This is a genomic window from Pseudomonas sp. App30 (assembly GCF_047947025.1).
Taxonomy (GTDB): domain Bacteria; phylum Pseudomonadota; class Gammaproteobacteria; order Pseudomonadales; family Pseudomonadaceae; genus Aquipseudomonas.
Map to the genome: position 1 here is coordinate 2,908,660 of NZ_CP133165.1, position 14,688 is coordinate 2,923,347.

15 protein-coding genes are annotated in these 14,688 nt (G+C 65.4%); 5 read left to right on the forward strand and 10 right to left on the reverse strand.

The genetic code is table 11. The features are described from left to right. The first annotated feature begins 199 nt into the window (after window positions 1–199). Entirely contained in the window at window positions 200–1,516 is a 1,317-nt protein-coding gene (locus RAM80_RS13450; RefSeq protein ID WP_416427020.1) for an MFS transporter, read from the forward strand. 98 nt (window positions 1,517–1,614) lie between these two features. Here the strand turns inward: RAM80_RS13450 and RAM80_RS13455 are convergent, their stop codons facing one another. Then, complete coding sequence (locus tag RAM80_RS13455) at window positions 1,615–2,391, reverse strand: IclR family transcriptional regulator (protein WP_416427021.1); 777 nt, start codon at window positions 2,389–2,391, stop codon at window positions 1,615–1,617. Between the two features lie 188 nt (window positions 2,392–2,579). Between RAM80_RS13455 and RAM80_RS13460 the strand changes: the two genes are divergently transcribed. After that, window positions 2,580–3,401, forward strand: a complete 822-nt coding sequence (locus tag RAM80_RS13460) for an aldo/keto reductase (protein ID WP_416427022.1) — start codon at window positions 2,580–2,582, stop codon at window positions 3,399–3,401. Window positions 3,402–3,532: 131 nt separating this feature from the next. On the opposite strand, the gene pcaG is transcribed toward RAM80_RS13460, so the two are convergent. Further along, entirely contained in the window at window positions 3,533–4,138 is a 606-nt protein-coding gene (gene pcaG / locus RAM80_RS13465) for a protocatechuate 3,4-dioxygenase subunit alpha (protein WP_416427023.1), read from the reverse strand. A gap of 13 nt (window positions 4,139–4,151) precedes the next feature. Next, entirely contained in the window at window positions 4,152–4,871 is a 720-nt protein-coding gene (gene pcaH / locus RAM80_RS13470) for a protocatechuate 3,4-dioxygenase subunit beta (RefSeq protein WP_027981145.1), read from the reverse strand. A 146-nt stretch (window positions 4,872–5,017) separates the two neighbouring features. Between pcaH and RAM80_RS13475 the strand changes: the two genes are divergently transcribed. Further along, entirely contained in the window at window positions 5,018–5,917 is a 900-nt protein-coding gene (locus RAM80_RS13475) for a neutral zinc metallopeptidase (RefSeq protein WP_416427024.1), read from the forward strand. On the opposite strand, the gene RAM80_RS13480 is transcribed toward RAM80_RS13475, so the two are convergent. The 4 genes from RAM80_RS13480 to RAM80_RS13495 all read right to left on the reverse strand — a co-directional run bounded on the left by RAM80_RS13480 (window position 5,918) and on the right by RAM80_RS13495 (window position 9,649). After that, window positions 5,918–7,204 (reverse strand): carbohydrate porin, encoded by a 1,287-nt coding sequence (locus RAM80_RS13480; RefSeq protein WP_416427025.1) that lies wholly within the window; start codon window positions 7,202–7,204, stop codon window positions 5,918–5,920. 322 nt (window positions 7,205–7,526) lie between these two features. Continuing rightward, entirely contained in the window at window positions 7,527–8,114 is a 588-nt protein-coding gene (locus RAM80_RS13485; RefSeq protein ID WP_416427026.1) for an HAD family hydrolase, read from the reverse strand. After that, entirely contained in the window at window positions 8,111–8,980 is an 870-nt protein-coding gene (gene tesB, locus RAM80_RS13490) for an acyl-CoA thioesterase II (RefSeq protein ID WP_416427027.1), read from the reverse strand. Before tesB ends, RAM80_RS13485 begins: the two co-directional genes overlap by 4 nt. A 99-nt stretch (window positions 8,981–9,079) precedes the next feature. Beyond that, window positions 9,080–9,649, reverse strand: coding sequence for a GNAT family N-acetyltransferase (locus RAM80_RS13495; RefSeq protein WP_416427028.1), 570 nt, complete (start codon window positions 9,647–9,649; stop codon window positions 9,080–9,082). 79 nt (window positions 9,650–9,728) lie between these two features. Here RAM80_RS13495 and RAM80_RS13500 point away from each other — a divergent pair, with 79 nt between their 5' ends. Together RAM80_RS13500 and RAM80_RS13505 are read left to right on the forward strand one after the other, a co-directional pair. Then, window positions 9,729–10,646: a histone deacetylase gene (locus RAM80_RS13500; protein ID WP_416427029.1), complete on the forward strand. Its 918-nt coding sequence runs from the start codon at window positions 9,729–9,731 to the stop codon at window positions 10,644–10,646. A gap of 151 nt (window positions 10,647–10,797) precedes the next feature. Further along, window positions 10,798–12,045 (forward strand): TIGR03862 family flavoprotein, encoded by a 1,248-nt coding sequence (locus RAM80_RS13505; protein ID WP_416427030.1) that lies wholly within the window; start codon window positions 10,798–10,800, stop codon window positions 12,043–12,045. A gap of 86 nt (window positions 12,046–12,131) precedes the next feature. Here the strand turns inward: RAM80_RS13505 and RAM80_RS13510 are convergent, their stop codons facing one another. The 3 genes from RAM80_RS13510 to RAM80_RS13520 all read right to left on the reverse strand — a co-directional run bounded on the left by RAM80_RS13510 (window position 12,132) and on the right by RAM80_RS13520 (window position 14,649). After that, window positions 12,132–13,469 (reverse strand): DEAD/DEAH box helicase, encoded by a 1,338-nt coding sequence (locus RAM80_RS13510; RefSeq protein ID WP_416427031.1) that lies wholly within the window; start codon window positions 13,467–13,469, stop codon window positions 12,132–12,134. Window positions 13,470–13,544: 75 nt separating this feature from the next. Then, complete coding sequence (locus tag RAM80_RS13515; RefSeq protein WP_416427032.1) at window positions 13,545–14,153, reverse strand: PolC-type DNA polymerase III; 609 nt, start codon at window positions 14,151–14,153, stop codon at window positions 13,545–13,547. A 16-nt stretch (window positions 14,154–14,169) separates the two neighbouring features. Continuing rightward, window positions 14,170–14,649, reverse strand: a complete 480-nt coding sequence (locus RAM80_RS13520) for an NYN domain-containing protein (RefSeq protein ID WP_416427033.1) — start codon at window positions 14,647–14,649, stop codon at window positions 14,170–14,172. Window positions 14,650–14,688 lie beyond the last annotated feature (39 nt).

Below are 14,688 nucleotides of genomic sequence, written 5' to 3' on the forward strand. Positions count from 1 at the left end.
AGTTAGTTTTGTGTGCGATTATCGACCGGAAAGCGGCCTCTTCAATTGACGATTTTTCGGCTGATCGCCAACATCCCAACCCCCATTGAAGTCCGTCACGCGGCCAAAAGCCAACCGACAAGTGAAACTGAATGTCTTATACCCACAGACCTTCAGCGCAGCGCTACTCCATAAAAATTTCAAGAATCGGGTAACTCACATGCACGCTGTAAATGCTCTCGTGCCTCGCCATGCCAGCATGGGCGAGAAAATCCGCGGTGCCCTTGCCGTGGGCAAGACCCGCTGGGGCATGCTCGCCCTGGTGTTCTTCGCCACCACCCTGAACTACATCGACCGCGCCGCCCTGGGCGTGATGCAGCCTATCCTGGCCAAGGAAATGAGCTGGACGGCGATGGACTACGCCAACATCAACTTCTGGTTCCAGGTGGGCTACGCCATCGGCTTCGTGCTGCAGGGCCGGCTGATCGACAAGGTCGGGGTCAAGCGCGTGTTCTTCTGCGCGGTGCTGCTGTGGAGCCTGGCAACCGGCCTGCACGGCCTGGCGACCTCCGCCGCCGGCTTCATGGTGTGCCGCTTCATCCTCGGCCTGACCGAGGCCGCCAACTACCCGGCCTGCGTGAAGACCACGCGCCTGTGGTTCCCGGCCGGCGAGCGCGCCGTGGCCACCGGCATCTTCAACGCCGGCACCAACGTCGGCGCGATGATCACCCCGGTGATGCTGCCGTTGATCCTCACCGTGTGGGGCTGGCAGGCGGCGTTCATCTGCATGGCCTGCCTGGGCCTGACCTGGGTGGTGTTCTGGGGCCTGAAATACTACAACCCCGAAGACCACCCGCGGGTGAAGCAGAGCGAGCTTGAGTACGTGCAGGGCGAGCCGGAGCCTGCGCAGCAGGGCGTGCCGTTCCACCGCATCCTGCGCATGCGCGGCACCTGGGCCTTCGCCCTGGCCTACTCGATCACCGCGCCGGTGTTCTGGTTCTACCTGTACTGGCTGCCACCGTTCCTGAACCAGCAATACCAGCTGGGCATCAACGTGACCCAGATGGGCATCCCGCTGATCATCATCTACCTGAGCGCTGACTTCGGCAGCGTCGGCGGCGGCATCCTGTCGTCGTTCCTGATCGGCCGTGGCGTGTCGCCGGTGAAGGCGCGGCTGACCTCGATGCTGATGTTCGCCCTGTGCATCATCGCCGTGGTGGGGGCCGCAGGCACCAGCAACCTGTGGGTGGCGGTGCTGGCAATTTCCCTGGCGATCGCCGCGCACCAGGCCTGGACCGCGAACATCTGGGCGGTGGTGATGGACTACACGCCCAAGCACATGATGAGCACGGTGTTCGGCTTCGGTGGCATGTGCGCCGCGGTGGGCGGCATGTTCATGACCCAGATCGTGGGCTACATCCTGACCGTGACCAACAACAACTACCACGTGTTGTTCATGATCATCCCGGGCATGTATTTCATCGCCTTGGCCTGGCTGTACCTGATGGCCCCGCGCAAGGTGCCGGTGGTCGATTAAGACGCAGCGTTGTTGCGCCCCGTGGGAGCTGGCTTGCCAGCGAGCTGTTGAGGCCCAAAAACTCGCTGGCAAGCCAGCTCCCACAAGGCCCTCGCTGATTAACTGAACAACTCCGAAGCAGGGCTGGCGCCAGACAGCTCTTCAGCCGCCGCCAACAAGGCAACCGACAGCTCCTGCAAGCGCCCCTCGCTCAACCGCGCCGTCGGCCCGGCCACGCTCAACACCCCCACCACCTGGCCATCCACCGGCCGGCGCACCACGGCGGCAATGGCCGAGGTGCCCACCGCCGAGCTCTCCATCACCAGCGCATACCCCCGCGAACGCGCCTGCTCCAAATGTTGCAGCAACTCAGTGTTGGATTTCGGCGCGTTCGGCCCGAAGTCCGCCGGGTCGGCGATGCCCTGCTGCTCCACCAGCGCCAACGCCTGGGCGTCGCTCATGCTGGCCAGCCAGGCATGGCCGGAGGCGGTGTAAAACAGCGGCGCGTCGCGGCCCATTTCCGGGTCGTAGCGCAGGCCGGACCGCGCGCCCTGGGACTTGGCGATCCAGGTCTGGCGGTCACCGTCGATCACCCCCAGGCGCACCAGCTCGCCGGTGTGCTGCGCCAGCCGGTCGAGAATGGGCTGGACGATGTCGGCGCCGCTGCTGGCCAGGTAGCGGAAGCCCATGGCCACCAGCTTGGTGGACAGGTGATAGCGGCTGTTGTCCGGGTTCTGGCGCACGTAGCCCAGGCGGATCAGCTCGCCGAGCATGCGGTGGGTGGCGCTCTTGGGGATGTCCAGTTGCTCGGCCAGGGTTTGCATGGGCAAGCCGCGAGGGTCGCTGGTGAGGCTTTCGAGAAGGCTGAAAGCGCGTTCGATCTGACTGCCGGCCATGGTCGTGGGTCCTGGTGAAAGTGTGGCGATTCTAGCCACGGGCGGACGAAGCGCAACCATTGTCCGATCTTCGCCCAACTTCGGCGCCGCACCCCTTGGCCTGGCGGGAAACCCGGCCATAGAATGTGGAACTTGATTCCAGAATATTACATAACCCGTCAGCAAAAACGAATGCAGGGAGATTGCGCATGCAGAGCATCACCAACCGTCACGGGCTGAACATGCCCAAGCTGGGCCTGGGCACCTGGCCCATGGTCGGCGAGGAATGTACCGCCGCCGTGGTGCAGGCGCTGGAGGTGGGCTACCGGCACATCGACACCGCCGCCGGTTACAACAACGAAGACGCGGTGGGCAAGGCCCTGGTGCAGTCTTCGGTGCCCCGCGAGCAGATCCACGTCACCAGCAAGGTGTGGTGGGACAAGCTGGCCCCGGCCGACATGCGCCAATCCTTCGACAACACCCTGAAGGCGCTGCAAAGCGACTACGTCGACCTGTTCATGATTCACTGGCCGACCAAGGACTGGGACCTGGAACGCACCATCGAGACCCTGGTGTCGTTCAAGGAAGACGGCCGCGCGCGCAACATCGGCGTGGCCAACTTCCCGCTGCCGCTGCTGACCCGGGTGCTGGAAGAACTGGGCGCACCGTTGTCGGTACTGCAGGTGGAATACCACGTGACCCTGGACCAGACGCCGCTGCTGCAACTGGCGCGCAAGCACGACATGGCCCTGACCGCCTACAGCCCGATCGTGCGCAACCGCGTCTCGGACATTCCCCAGCTGCAGGCCATCGCCGAGAAACACGGCGTGCTGCCGACCCAGGTGGCGCTGAAATGGCTGCTGGACCAGGACGGCGTGGCCGCCATCCCGAAGGCCGCGAGCAAGGCCAACCAGCTGAGCAACCTGGCGTCGCTGCAGGTGCCGCTGGATGACGAGGACCGCCGGATCATTGCCGCGCTGCCGAAAGACCAGCGCCTGGTAAGCCCGCCGTTCGCCCCGCAGTGGGATTGAACTGCCCCCGTTCCCCCGTAGCAGCGGCCGCAGGCCGCGTCATAGGCCCTGACGCGGCCTGCGGCCGCTGCTACGGGGGATGAAATAAAAAAACCGCCTTGAAGGGCGGTTTTTTTTGGCTGCAAACAGGCTTAGAAGTCGAAGAACACCGTCTCGCCCTCACCCTGGATGCGGATGTCGAAGCGGTAGGCGGTCTTGCCGTTCACTTCGCAACGGGTGGCGATCAGGGTTTCGCGACGGGCCGGCTGCTCGATCAGGTTCAGCACCGGGTCCTTGGCGTTGGCCTCGGCTTCGTCGCTGAAGTACAGGCGGGTTTGCAGGTGGATGTTGATGCCACGGGCAAACAGGCTGACGTTGATGTGCGGCGCCATCGGCACGCCGGCGGCGTTGTTGACCACGCCCGGCTTGATGGTGTGCAGGTCCCACTCGCCGCCGTCGAAGGTGGTGGCGGTGCGGCCGAAGCTGTTGAACGGCTTCTCCAGGTTGTAGTCCGTGTCGTAGTGGCCGTTGGCGTCAGCCTGCCAGAACTCCAGGAACGAGTCGCGCACCTTGTGGCCGTTGCCGTCGTAGACGTCGCCCAGCAGGATGATGTGCTCGCCGGGCGCACCGGGCTTGGCCATCTGGTTCCAGATTTCCTCGTCGCGCGGCGGGTTGCCGGCAGCGGACAGGGCCAGGCCGATGTGCACGTACGGGCCAGCGGTCTGCGAAGGTGTTTCCTTGAGCAAGGTAATAGGCATGGTGGCGCTCTCCTCAGCAGTTCTCGAAGTGGGTCTTGCGCTGGCCGCGCAGCACGATGTCGAAGCGGTAAGCCAGGCAATCCATCGGGTTTGCGTGGTTCATGTCGAGCTTGGCGATCAGGCTCTGCACGGCTTCAGGGTCGGCGATCGACTTGACGATCGGGCACATCGGGATCAGCGGGTCGCCTTCGAAGTACAGCTGGGTGATCAGGCGCGTGGAGATCGACGGGCCGCTGACCGACACGTGGATGTGCGCCGGGCGCCAGTCGTTCGGGCCGTTGCGCCATGGGTACGGGCCCGGCTTGATGGTGCGGAAGTTGAAGTAGCCTTCGCTGTCGGTGACCATGCGGCCGACACCACCGAAGTTGGGGTCCAGCGGCGCCAGGTAGCGGTCGTTCTTGTGACGGTAGCGGCCGCCGGCGTTCGCTTGCCAGATTTCCACCAGGGTGTGGGGGATCGGCTTGCCGTACTGGTCGCACACACGGCCGGCGACGATGATGCGCTCGCCGATGGGCAGGCCACCATTGTTGAAGTTCAGCAGCAGGTCGTTGTCGTACTTGCCGAATTTCAGGTGGGAAAAATCAGGGCCGGTAGACTCGCTGGCCGACTGCGGGATGCTCACCAGCGCCTGGCGCGGGGAACGGGCCACGGAGGTCTTGTAGTCGGGGGTCAGGGCCTTGGGGTGCCAATTGCGATCACGGATAACGAAGCGACTGGTGTCTTGGGAAGACATGCCGTTCTCCTATTATTTGATTTATTGGGTCCTGCGGACAGGCTTCGGACTAGTCTCAATGAAAATTCCCACAACGAAAATTGAATATACCAGTCGGATACATATCCAAATGGTTATCTGAATAGCGGTCGTGGAGGGTACTCACCATGCTGTGGAAAAAAGGCCGGCGCAGTGACAACGTGGTGGACGCCCGCGATGACGACCCTGGCGCAGGCGGCGGAGGCGGCGGGCTGCGCATTGGCGGCAAGGGACTGAGCCTGACCGCGGTGGTGTTGATCGTCGGCTTCGGCCTGCTGACCGGCCAGGACCCCATGCAGATTCTTGGACAACTGACCGGGCAACTGAGCCAGCCGCAGACTGCCCCGGTGGACACCCGCAGCCGCCCTGCCCCACCTGCCAACGACCAGCAGGCCGATTTCGTCCGGGCAATACTGGGCGACACCGAGGACACCTGGGGGCAGATCTTCCAGAAGGCCGGCCGCCAGTACCAGGATCCCAAGCTGATTCTGTTCCGCGGCCAGGTCAATTCGGCCTGCGGCTTTGCCACCTCGGCCACCGGCCCGTTCTATTGCCCGGGCGACCGCCAGGTGTACCTGGACATGGATTTCTTCAAGGAAATGGACCAGCGCTTCCACGCCGCCGGCGAGTTTGCCGACGCCTACGTGATCGCCCATGAAGTGGGCCACCACGTGCAGAACCTGCTGGGCATACCGGCGAAGGTGCAGGCCGCGCGCCAGCGTGGCGAACAGATGGAAGGCGCCAATGGCTTGTCGGTAAGGCAGGAATTGCAGGCCGATTGCCTGGCGGGGGTATGGGCGTTCCATGCGCAACAGCGGCTGCACTGGTTGGAGCCCGGCGACGTCGAGTCGGCGCTGAACGCCGCCAATGCCATTGGCGACGATCGCTTGCAGCAGCAGAGCCAGGGACGCGTGGTCCCCGACTCGTTCACCCATGGTACTTCAGCCCAGCGCGTGCGCTGGTTCAAGACCGGTTTCGCCCAGGGTCAGATCAACCAGTGCGATACCTTTGGGACGAAGAACCTGTGATCAGAACGCGGCCTTGACCTGTACGCCAGCCATCAGCGCGTTCTGGGTGTTCACGCCGTAGAAGGCGCCTGGTTCCTTGATGTACTGCACGTCAGGACGCACGGTCAGCCACTTGGTGACTTGCGCGGTGTAGCTCAGCTCGATCAGCTGCTCGCCGCTGTCCAGGTTGTCGATGTCATCAGCTGCGGCAGCAGTGGTGGCAGCGGCGATCTGGTTGTCGCGGGTGCGCTCGTTCAGCACGGCGCGGCCATAGGCCAGGCCGATGGCGTCGTCAGGACGGCTGTCGAACGGTTTGTGCAGCACTACGCCAGCCGAGTACCAGTGACGGAACGGCGAGGTGGCGGCGTCGGTCTGGGTGGCCTGGCCGAACACGTGCAGGTTGCGCTTGGGGTCGGTGGCGGAGCGCCACACGGCCTGGTCAGCCAGTACGTAGGAGCCCGAACGCCCGGCAGCGGTGCCGTTGCCGGCGATGCGCGCGGTGTCGGAGGTGTCGTAGTACCAGCCGAACTTGTACTGGCCGTCGTAGGTGCCGCCACGGGTGTAGATGGCTTCGATCGGCATGATGGTGCCGGTGTAGTGGTCCGGGCTCATGCGCAGCGCGTACTTGGACTCGCTGTTGGTGATCGGGTTGACCTCGAACGCGGCGGTCTGGATAGCCCACTCGTCGTTGATCTTGTACTTCAGCATGCCGCCCCAGTGGCCGGTCGGGGCGTTGGTCCAGCCGCTGCCACCGGACATCGACAACGGGTGGGCGCAGAAGCCGGCGTTGACGAAGTTGGTGAGGATGCTCATGCCGCCGAAGTCGTTACCCATGGGCATGAAGCCCACTTTCATGTCCAGGTTCGGGGTGAAGATGGTGCGCTCGTAGCTGACCTCGCTGATGCGGGTGTACTGGCCGCCGTAGATTTCCTGCACCGGCAGGCGGTTGCCCACCAGGTCGGCCGAGGCGCTGTTGCCGCGACGGTCGGTGACCATGACCTGCACGACGCCGCCGTTGTCGATACCCAGGATCTTGCTCAGGTCGAAACGCGCGCCGATACGCAGCTGCTGGGCGTAGCGAGCGCCGTGGCTCTCGCCGCCGTGCACGGTGCCGAACGTTTCGGAAACGTAGTCGCTGGTGATCTTGATGCCTTCGTTCTCGAGGCGGGTACGCTCGCCACCCCAGTTACCGGTCATGGTCGAGTCGTCAGCCAGGGCCATGCCCGGGGCCGCAACCACCAGGGAGCCCAGCGACAGGCCGGCCACCAGGCCCGAAGTCTTAATGCAACGCGAGGATTTGATCAGCATGATTCTCTACGATTTGAATTGGTTCTGGGGTGTATCGGCAGGCAATGCAGTTCTAGCCTAGTGCGAGGGGTGCATCATAATGACGCACCCTGCAAGGATTAAGACCAATGGTAGCAAAAAACTATTTCAAAATTTAAGAAAATGATCGGAATAGTTAGTTTAGTTTCATCTGCTGGTGTGCGAAGGTCCGCCGGGGGCAACCCTACCCCCAGTTGCTGCTACATCCTGTGGGAGCTGGCTTGCCAGCGAGCTGTTGGGGCCTTAAAAGCTCGCTGGCAAGCCAGCTCCCACAAGAAAGAAGTGCGCGAATGGCCGGGAGGGTTCAGGCGAGGTTGAGCAGGTCGGTGCAGGTGGGGGCGTGCCAGTCGGCCAGTTCGGGCCAGGGGTTGTCGGGCAGGTTGACCAATACGGTGTGGGTGCCCGCTGCGCGGCCACAGTCGAGGTCGAAGCGGTAATCGCCGACCATCACCATCTGCGCCGGCGCCACGCCCCAGGCCCGGGCCAGCTTGAGCAGGCCGTCGGGGTTGGGCTTGGGCAGCGCGTCGTCACGGCCCAGCACGTCTGCAACGGCAAAACAGTCGGCGATGCCGATGGCTTCCAGGGTGATGTGCGCCAACTCCCGCGCGTTGCGCGTCAGGATGCCCAGGGTATGCCCGCGTGCTGCCAGGCTGCGCACCAGCGCCACGGCGCCATCGGCGGCGCGGGAGGCCACCGCCAGCTCGCGCTCGTGTTCCAGCAGCCAGGCGTGCTTGGCCGCCGCCACCTCGGCCGGCAAGGCGGCCAGGTAGGTGAGGATGTCGTCCTCGGGCGGAATCTCCAGGGCCACGCGAATGGCCGCGAAGTCATGCACCGCCACGGTCAGGGTGCCGTCCATGTCGAACACCCAGTGGCGGATATCCCGCAGGCTCATGCCCAGTCCTTGCGCTGGCGGATCAGGCCTTCCTGGGCCGCGGACGCCACCAGCTGGCCGGCGCGGTTGTACACGCTGCCACGGCAGAAACCGCGGGCGTTGGCGGCCCAGGGGCTGTCCATGGCGTACAGCAGCCAGTCATCGGCGCGAAGGTCGCCGTGGAACCACAGGGCGTGGTCGAGGCTGGCCAGTTGCATGTCCTTGTGCCACACCGACTTGCCGTGGGGCAGCAGCGAGGTGGTCAGCAGGCCGAAGTCCGAGGCGTAGGCCATGATGTATTTGTGCAGCGCCGGGATGTCCGGCAGGGTGCCATCGGCGCGGAACCACACGTACTTCACCGGGTCGCCAGGCACCGGGTTGTAGGGATCGCGCTCGGTCACCGGGCGCACTTCGATGGGCTTGGGGCACAGCAGCTTGTCGCGGATGTGCTCGGGCAGCAGGTGCGCGTTCTTCTGCGTCAGCTCAAGCTCGGTGGGCAGGTTTTCCGGGCCCACCACGTTGGGCATCGAGGCCTGGTGCTCGTAGCCTTCCTCGTCGTACTGGAAGGAGGCGCTGCAGGTGAAGATCTGCTGGCCCTTCTGCACCGCGGTCACCCGGCGGGTGCTGAAGCTGCCGCCGTCGCGCACCTTGTCGACCATGTACACCACCGGCAGCTGGGCGTCGCCCGGGCGCAGGAAATAGCCATGCAGCGAGTGCACGTGGCGGGCGTCTTCCACGGTCTGGCTGGCCGCCGACAGCGACTGGCCCAGTACCTGGCCGCCGAACAGCTGGCGGAAACCCAGGTCCTGGCTGCGCCCGCGAAACAGGTTTTCCTCGATGGGTTCCAGGGTCAACAGGTCGACCAGGTCGTCCAACACATGGCTCATACGAACTCTCCAAAAAACGCTGACAGTGCCCGTGAAACGAGCCAACCGGGGAAATGATACAGGCTTTACAGGGGCAAACCCCACCGTCGCGACGTTGGTCTAGCCGTGCAGGGTGTGGCGCCACTCGTCGCGGTCGATGCGGTACAGCACGTGGCGCTGCAGCTCATGGCCGGCAGGCAGGCGCGGGTGATCGAAATCGCCCCTGGGGTCGCGCTGCATGCCGATGGCCTGCATCACCTTCTCCGAGGGCAGGTTGCACTGGGCGGTGAACGACACCACTTCCTCCAGGCCCAGCTGCCCGAACGCCACGCGCAGGCTGGTCCAGGCCGCCTCGCTGGCGAACCCCAGGCCCCAGTGGCGGCGTGCCAGGCGCCAGCCGATTTCCACCGCCGGGGTGAACGGCGCCTCGAAGTTGACGTGGCTGAGGCCGGTGAAGCCGATGAAGGCCCCGGTGTCCTTGCGCTCCAGCGCCCACAGGCCGAAGCCGTACTCATTGAAATGGCCGCGCACGCGGCCAATCAGGGCGGCGCTTTCCAGGCGTGTGAGCAAGGCCGGGAAGTAGCGCATCACCTGCGGGTCGGCCGACATGGCGGCGAACTCCGGCAGGTCCTCGTCGCGCCACTGGCGCAGCACCAGGCGCGCGCTTTCCAGCTGCAAAATCGGCTTCATCGGTGCATTCCCCCGTGCAGTCCTTGAAGTTTATCGTGAGCGTGGCAAGAATCGGACATCCACCTGCCGCGAATTGCTCATGCCGCTGCCACTGATTTATCACGACGACTACAGCCCGCCCTTCCCGCCCGAACACCGGTTCCCCATGGACAAGTTCCGCCTGCTGCGTGACCACCTGGTGACCAGCGGCCTGGTGCAGGACGCGGACTTGCTGCGCCCGGAATTGTGCCCCAACGACGTGCTGGCGCTGGCCCATGACCGCGACTACATCGAGCGCTTCATGAGCGGCGAGCTGGCCCGCGAAGACCAGCGCCGCCTGGGCCTGCCCTGGAGCGAGGCCCTTGCGCGGCGCACCGTGCGCGCCGTGGGCGGCTCGCTGCTCGCCGCCGAGCAGGCGTTGCAGCACGGCCTGGCCTGCCACCTGGCCGGCGGCACCCACCATGCTCATTATGACCACCCTGCCGGGTTCTGCATTTTCAACGACCTGGCCATCATCAGCCATGCCCTGCTGGGCAGCGGCCGGGTGAGCCGGGTGCTGATCTTCGACTGCGATGTGCACCAGGGCGACGGCACCGCGCGAATTCTCGCCGACACCCCGGACGCCATCACTGTTTCCCTGCACTGCGAGAAGAACTTTCCCGCACGCAAGGCTGACAGCGACTGGGACATTCCGCTGCCCATGGGCATGGGCGACGCCGATTACCTGGCAGTGGTGCACGACACGCTCAATTACCTGCTGCCGCTGTACCAGCCCGACCTGGTGCTGTACGACGCCGGCGTGGACGTGCACAAGGACGACGCCCTGGGCTACCTGCAACTGACCGACGCCGGGGTGTCGGCCCGCGACGAGGCGGTGCTGCGGCACTGCCTGGGCCGCGACATTCCAGTCATGGGCGTGATCGGCGGCGGCTACAGCAAGGACCGCCAGGCCCTGGCCCGCCGCCACGGCCTGCTGCACCACAGCGCCCAGCGAGTATGGACGGACCTGGGGCTGTAACTTACCCACATCCGCTGTGGAGCCGCCTGTGGATAACCTGCGGGCAAGCTCTGCGACGCCAGTATCCACGCGGCCTGCAGCCCGCTGTACGTTTTTTATCCACCGGTGATGAGCTACAATGGTCGGCTTATTTCGCACCCGATGGCCGCCCATGTCTCACTCCCTGCCCTCCCCTGTCCACCACGTCGCCATCATCGGTGGCGGCCCTGCCGGGTTGATGGCAGCGGAAGTCCTGAGCCAGGCCGGCGTGCGCGTCGAGGTGTTCGACGCCATGCCGTCGGTGGGGCGCAAGTTCCTGCTGGCCGGCGTGGGTGGCATGAACATCACCCATTCCGAACCCTATGCGGCCTTTGTCGGCCGGTACGCCGAACGCCGCGACGAAGTGGCCGCGCTGCTGGAAGGTTTCAACGCCGAGCACCTGTGCCAATGGATTCACGGGCTGGGCATCGAGACCTTCGTCGGCACCTCTGGCCGCGTATTCCCCACCGACATGAAGGCCGCGCCGTTGCTGCGCGCCTGGCTCAAGCGCCTGCGCGAGCAGGGCGTGGTTATCCACACCCGGCACCGCTGGCAGGGCTGGCGCGCGGACGGCAGCCTGTGCATAACCCATCCTGAGGGTGAATTGACCCTGCGCCCCGACGCCACGCTGCTGGCGCTGGGGGGCGCCAGTTGGGCGCGGCTGGGGTCGGATGGCGCCTGGCTGCCGTGGTTGCAGGCCCGGGGCGTTGCGACCGCGCCGTTGCAGGCGGCGAACTGCGGCTTTGAGGTGGCGGGCTGGAGTGAGCTGCTGCGCGAGAAATTCGCCGGTGCGCCGCTGAAGAACGTCGCGATGTTCCTGGCCGGGGCAACGCCACGCCTGGGCGAGGCCATCGTTACCGCCGGCGGTATCGAGGGCAGCCTGGTGTACGCGCTGTCGGCGCAGGTGCGCGAGCAGATCAACGCCAATGGCCAGGCGACGCTGTACCTCGACCTGCTGCCGAACAAGGCTGTGGATAAAGTGGCTGCCGCCCTGGCCCGGCCACGCGGCTCACGCTCCATGGCCAAGCATTTGCACAGCGTGCTTGGCCTGGATGGCGTGAAGGCGGCCCTGCTGCGCGAGCTGACCGACAAGGCCACCTTTGATGACCCGCAGGCGTTGGCCCAGGCGATCAAGGCGCTGCCGATCGTGCTGGTGCGGCCACGGCCGCTGGATGAGGCCATCAGCACCGCCGGTGGCGTGCGTTTCGAAGCGCTGGACGCGGGGTTGATGCTGCAGGCGCTGCCTGGCGTGTTCTGCGCGGGGGAAATGCTCGACTGGGAAGCGCCGACCGGCGGTTACCTGCTGACCGCGTGCTTCGCCAGCGGCCGGCGCGCCGCCGAGGGCGCCCTTACCTGGCTGAAGCCCCCACACACCCCGTAGCAGCGGCCGCCAGGCCGCGTCCAGGAGCAAACGGGACGCAGCCTTCGGCAGCTGCTACGCAGAGAGGCCGAAGGCGCTGCGATAGGTCAGGGCTTGCGCTTGCGCGGGCCGGTGTTGAACACGGGCACCTTGCGCACCGGCTTGGCCGCCGGGGCGACGTTTTCGGTGGGGGTGTCGCCGCTGTCCAGCCATTTGCCCAGGGTGCGCTTGCCGCCGGTGACCTTGGGTTTCTTCGGCTTTTTCGGCTTCTTCAGCACTTCGCCGCTGGCGTTGGTTTCCGGCACCCGGTGATCAGGCTCGAAACCCTGCTCTTCGGTGCGCTTGAGGGTCTGGCGGGTCAGCACTTCGATGGCCGACAGCAGCTGCACTTCGTCGGCGCACACCAGCGAGATCGCCTCGCCCGTCAGGCCGGCACGGCCGGTGCGGCCGATGCGGTGCACGTAGTCTTCGGCCACGATAGGCAGGTCGAAGTTGACCACGGTAGGCAGGTCATCGATGTCCAGGCCGCGGGCAGCGACGTCGGTGGCCACCAGGATCTGCACTTCATTGGCCTTGAAGCGGTCCAGGGCGCGCTGGCGCGTGGCCTGGGGCTTGTCGCCGTGGATGCCGTCGGCGTTGATGCCCAGGCCCTGCAGGCGCTCCACCAACGCGTCGACACCGTTGCGGGTCTTGGCGAACACCAGGGTCTGCTTCCACTTCAGGCGCTTGAGCAGGTGGATGAACAGCTCGGGCTTGCGCTTCTTGTCCACGGTCACCACCCACTGCTTCACGGACGCGGCGGCGACGTTGCGCGGGCTGACTTCGATGCTCAGCGGGTTGTTGAGCATCTGCCCGGCGAGCAGGCGGATGGCGTCGGAGAAGGTGGCGGAGAACAGCAGGGTCTGGCGCTTCTTCGGCAGGGCGGCGTAGATGTCACGCAGCTCTTCGGCGAAGCCCAGGTCGAGCATGCGGTCGGCCTCGTCCAGCACCAGGGTTTCCAGCTGGCTGAACTTGACCGCGTTCTGGCGGTACAGGTCGAGCAGGCGGCCCGGGGTGGCCACCAGCAGGTCGACGCCTTTGCGCAGCTTCATCATCTGCGGGTTGATGCTGACGCCGCCGTACACCGCGTAGGTGCTCAGCGGCAGGTGCTGGCCGTATTCCTGGATGTTGGCGTGCACCTGCTCGGCCAGCTCGCGGGTCGGCACCAGCACCAGCGCGCGCACCGAGTTGCTGGCCACTTTCGGGCCTTCCATGGTCAGGCGCTGCAGCATCGGCAGGGCGAAGCCGGCGGTCTTGCCGGTGCCGGTCTGGGCTGCGGCCATCAGGTCGCGGCCGGCCAGCACGGCCGGGATGGCCTGGGCCTGTACTGGCGTCGGGGTCTGGTAGCCGAGGGTTTCCAGGGCGCGCAGCAGGGGTTCGATCAGGCCAAGGGTGGCGAATGTCATCAGGGGTACCGTAAGGTCAAGTTCTGCAATGGTGCGCAGTTTACCTTGTCGGCGCCTGTTGCGGTTCGCCGGCGTTCAACCGCGCTGCTTGCGCAGGGCCTCGCCGATCTTCGCCGCGGGGATCTTCTGCAAGGTGCAGAACAGGTCGTGACCGACGTTGCTCAGGCCGTGGGTGCTGCGAAGCTCGCCGGCCAGGTGCTGGATCAGGTTGGCGGCCATCTCGGCGTCGGCCATGGCCCGGTGGGCGGTGCCGGTGTTCGGCAGGCCGGCCCACTGGGTCAGGGTGCCGAGCTTGTGGTTCGGCGCCGCCGGCATCAGGCGGCGGGCCAGCAGCATCGAGCAGGCGAAGCGCTGGCGGCGCTCGCGGCGCAGCAGGCCCAGTTCAAAGTCCCAGAACCGTTGGTCGAATGAGGCGTTGTGCGCCAACAGCGGCGTGTCACCGACGAAATCCGCCACCTCGTTCATCACCTGGGCCACTGGCGGCGCGCTGCGCACCATGGCGGTGGTGATGCCGGTCAGGCTGGCGACGAAGCCCGGCACCGCGACGCCGGCGTTCATCAGGCTCTGGTAACGGTCCACGATCTGCCCGCCCTCGAGCATTACCACGGCGATTTCGGTGGCGCGGCAGTAGGCGTTCGGCGAGATGCCGGTGGTTTCAAAGTCGATGACGGCAATACGTTCCAAAAACAACTCCAGGGGTTCAGTTCTTGAGCAGCAACGCGCCTTCGATGGGCACGTAGCGGCTGGCGGCGCGGATCAGTGAATTGGCGGTGAGCCCCGGCACGCCGTAGGCCACGGCGGTGACGCCGTGCTTGCTGATGATGCGTTCGAGCAGCAGGTCAAAGTCGCCGTCGCCGGAGGCCAGCACCACTTCGTCGACGCGGTCGGCGGCGTCCATGATATCGATGGTGATGCCCACGTCCCAGTCGCCCTTGGCCGAACCGTCGCTGCGCTGGATGTACGGCTTGAGTTTTACCGTGAAGCCCAGGTTGCGCAGGATCTGCTGGAACTGCTGCTGTTTGCTGTCACCACGGTCGATGGCATAGGCGTAGGCCTCGACGATCTGCCCGCCCTTGCTGATGTCAGCCCACAGGGCGGCATAGTTGAAGTGGCAACCATACGCCTGACGAACGGTGTAGTAGAGGTTTTGTACATCGGCGAACACCGCGATTCTTTTCACCGCACATCCTCGTGGCGCCAAAGCGCTCGACCTTGATCA